At 76.0% G+C, this 2638-nt stretch carries 2 protein-coding genes and 1 riboswitch; both genes read right to left on the reverse strand.

Going from position 1 to position 2638, the window contains the following annotated elements; translation table 11 throughout:
- Positions 1 to 179 precede the first annotated feature (179 nt).
- On the reverse strand, positions 180 to 839 hold the full coding sequence (locus K6I34_RS35305) for an SCO2322 family protein (RefSeq protein WP_308294100.1): 660 nt from the start codon (positions 837 to 839) through the stop codon (positions 180 to 182).
- Complete coding sequence (locus K6I34_RS35310; protein ID WP_229332116.1) at positions 836 to 2128, reverse strand: prenyltransferase/squalene oxidase repeat-containing protein; 1293 nt, start codon at positions 2126 to 2128, stop codon at positions 836 to 838. Before K6I34_RS35310 ends, K6I34_RS35305 begins: the two co-directional genes overlap by 4 nt.
- A 207-nt stretch (positions 2129 to 2335) precedes the next feature.
- Positions 2336 to 2481, reverse strand: a riboswitch (cobalamin riboswitch).
- Positions 2482 to 2638 lie beyond the last annotated feature (157 nt).

Below are 2638 nucleotides of genomic sequence, written 5' to 3' on the forward strand. Positions count from 1 at the left end.
GCCGAGGGCCCAGAGCCACCAGGCTCCTGCGTGCAGTGCCGCTGCGCGGGGCGCCCGAGAGCTCGGTGCGTGGGGTCGGTCGGCGGCTGCGGGTTCGTCGTGGCTGGTCGCGCAGTTCCCCGCGCCCCTGACGGGGCGTGGCAGTCGGCCGCCCCGCCCCCGGTACACCGTCTCCGTGTTCATCCGCGCTTGCGGCGGCGGGTCTGCCAGACGGCCGCCGCGCCGAGGACGACGATCGCGGCGATGCCGCCGATCAGGCCCGCCGAGGGGCCGCTGTCCTCATCGTCGGATCCGGAGTCGGATGCCGTCGGTGCGGCGCTCTTCTTCGCGCCGTCCGCCACCTGCTCGCCGCAGCCCGTCTTCGGGTAGCCCGCGATCGCGCACAGCAGGGCGGAGGAGTTGTAGCGCAGCGGCTTGGCGACGGCCGCCAGGGCCTCACCCGCGCTCGCGTCCTTGTCGACCTGCGCGCACGCCGTACGTGCCGCGGGCGGCTGCTCGCCGGACGGCGCGTCCGCGGCCGACCCGAAGTCGACGACGACGGCGACGCGCTTGCGGCCGTCCTCGGCCGGGGTGCGGGCGCAGACCGCGTCGAAGCCGGGGGCGGCGCCGGGCTTCGACGCGTTGCCGGAGTCCTCGCTGACGGCGAACCGGAAGCCGACGGTCTCGCCGTCGCCGGGGCGGGCCGTGGCCGGGCCCTGGGTGGCGTAGGCCCAGGAGCCGCCCTTGGCCTCCCAGAACGACCAGTAGCGGTAACCGGCCGCGTGCGCGGGGGCGACGGCGAGTGCGGAGAGGAAACCGGCGAGCAGCAGGGCAACCGGCCCGCGCAGCGGACGGCTCACGGCTGGTTCTTCTTCTTGCGGCCGCTCAGCAGGAAGCCGACGCCCATGCTCGCGACGAAGAAGGCACCTACGACCCACCAGGTGCCGGAGCCGCTGCCGCTGTCCTTCTTCTCCTTCTTTTCTTCCTTCTTCGGCTCCTCGGAGGCCGAGGGGGAACCCGCGTCCGCCTTCGGGCCCGTCGCGGCCAGCTGGCCGACGAGGTCCGCGCCGCCGAAGTCGCGCGGGTTCGCGCCCGCGGCGTGCGCGGCCAGCACGAGCTGGGCGTACGCCGCCGGGCCCGCCTGCTTCGCCCACGCGGCGGAGTTCTGCTCCAGCCACTTCAGCGGCTTCTCGGCGGCGTCGCGGTGCCCGCCCGCGGCGAGGGCGATCACGGTCTCGGCGGTGTTGCCGTAGTCGGGCGCGGGCTTGTCGGCGCCCGGCGCCAGGGCGGTCAGGTGCGGGCCGTCCTGCTCCTTGCCCATGGTCTGCGCGAGGTACGCGGACGCCGCGCCCGCGGCGGCCTTCGGGTCGGAGGTCCCGGCCTCGTCGCCGTTGCAGGACAGCGGCTTCGGGTCGGTGTTGTCCTTCCCCGCGGCAGCCACCGCGTAGCCCTTGCCCAGCCCGGCCAGGGCGAGCGCGGCCGTGGCGTCGGCGTTCGCGGTGAGCTTGCCCTTGTCCGGCTGGAAGGCGGACGCGCCGCGGTCGGCCTCGGCGGCGTCGCAGCCGAGCTGGAAGGAGAGCAGCCCGTCGTACGCGGACCGGCCCTTCTTGGAGGTGACCTTCGCGGCGTCCTCGCCCGCGGCCGCCAGCGCGCCGATCACGATCGACGTGGAGTTGGCGTCGCTCGGGCCGCCCGGGTTGTAGCTCCAGCCGCCGTCCTCGTTCTGGACGGACTTCAGCCAGCCGACGGCCTTGGTCACGGCCGGGCCGTGCCCGCCGAGCGCGGCCAGCGCCTGCACGGCGGCGGACGTCGCGTTGGTGTCCAGCGGGGTCTTCGGGTCGCACGCCTTGCCCGTGTCCGCGCGGTACGCGGTGAAGCCGCTCACCGCGCACTGCTGCGCGGTGAGCCACTCGACCGCGGGCTTCACGGGCGTCACGCCCGCCGTGTGCTGCGCCAGCAGGGCCAGCGACTGCCGGAAGACACCGTCGAACTTGGGGTCCGCCGAGCCGAACAGGCCGGGGGCGGCGGAGGACGGCGAGTCGGCGGCGAAGGCGACGGGCGCCATGGCCGCGCCCGTCGCGCTCAGGACGGCGGCGGTGGCCAGGGCCGCGGCGCCGCGGCGCGCGTGGACGGCGAGGGAGGGGGCCATGGGGTTGTCGGTGCCTCTCGGTGGGTGTCACGGCGGTGGGTGCCACTGCGGGAGTGCCACCCGGGGGTCGCGGCCCGCGACGGGCGGCGCGGCCGTGCACGGTGACCCCTCCGCGACACCGCGTCGCGGGGGCACCGGGCTCGGCCCCGCATGCCTCGACGGTGCCGGCGGACCGGGCGGCACCGTCGGGGCGCGACCGGATCCGGGAGCCTGTCGCCTGGGACCGGGTGGTCCGGCTCACGCGGGTCCGCTGGGCGCGGGGCCGCGATCACGGTTGCGGGTCAGCGCCGGATTTGCACCGGCTTTCCCCGTTCCGAGGCGGATGAAGTTGTCCCGGACACTTTAGCCTCCGGCGGTTGGCGGGTCGGTCGCCTGCTGGGGTGCGGCTTGCGCTTGGTGCGCGTCTGCGGGCCGGTGGGGGCTCGCCGCGCCGTTCCTCGCGCCCCTGGGTGGTTGGTGGGCCGGGGGCGGGGCCTCGGGCGGGAACCTGAAACGCGGTGCGTGCGGGTG

Source organism: Streptomyces sp. UNOC14_S4, from assembly GCF_020740835.1.
GTDB lineage: Bacteria > Actinomycetota > Actinomycetes > Streptomycetales > Streptomycetaceae > Streptomyces.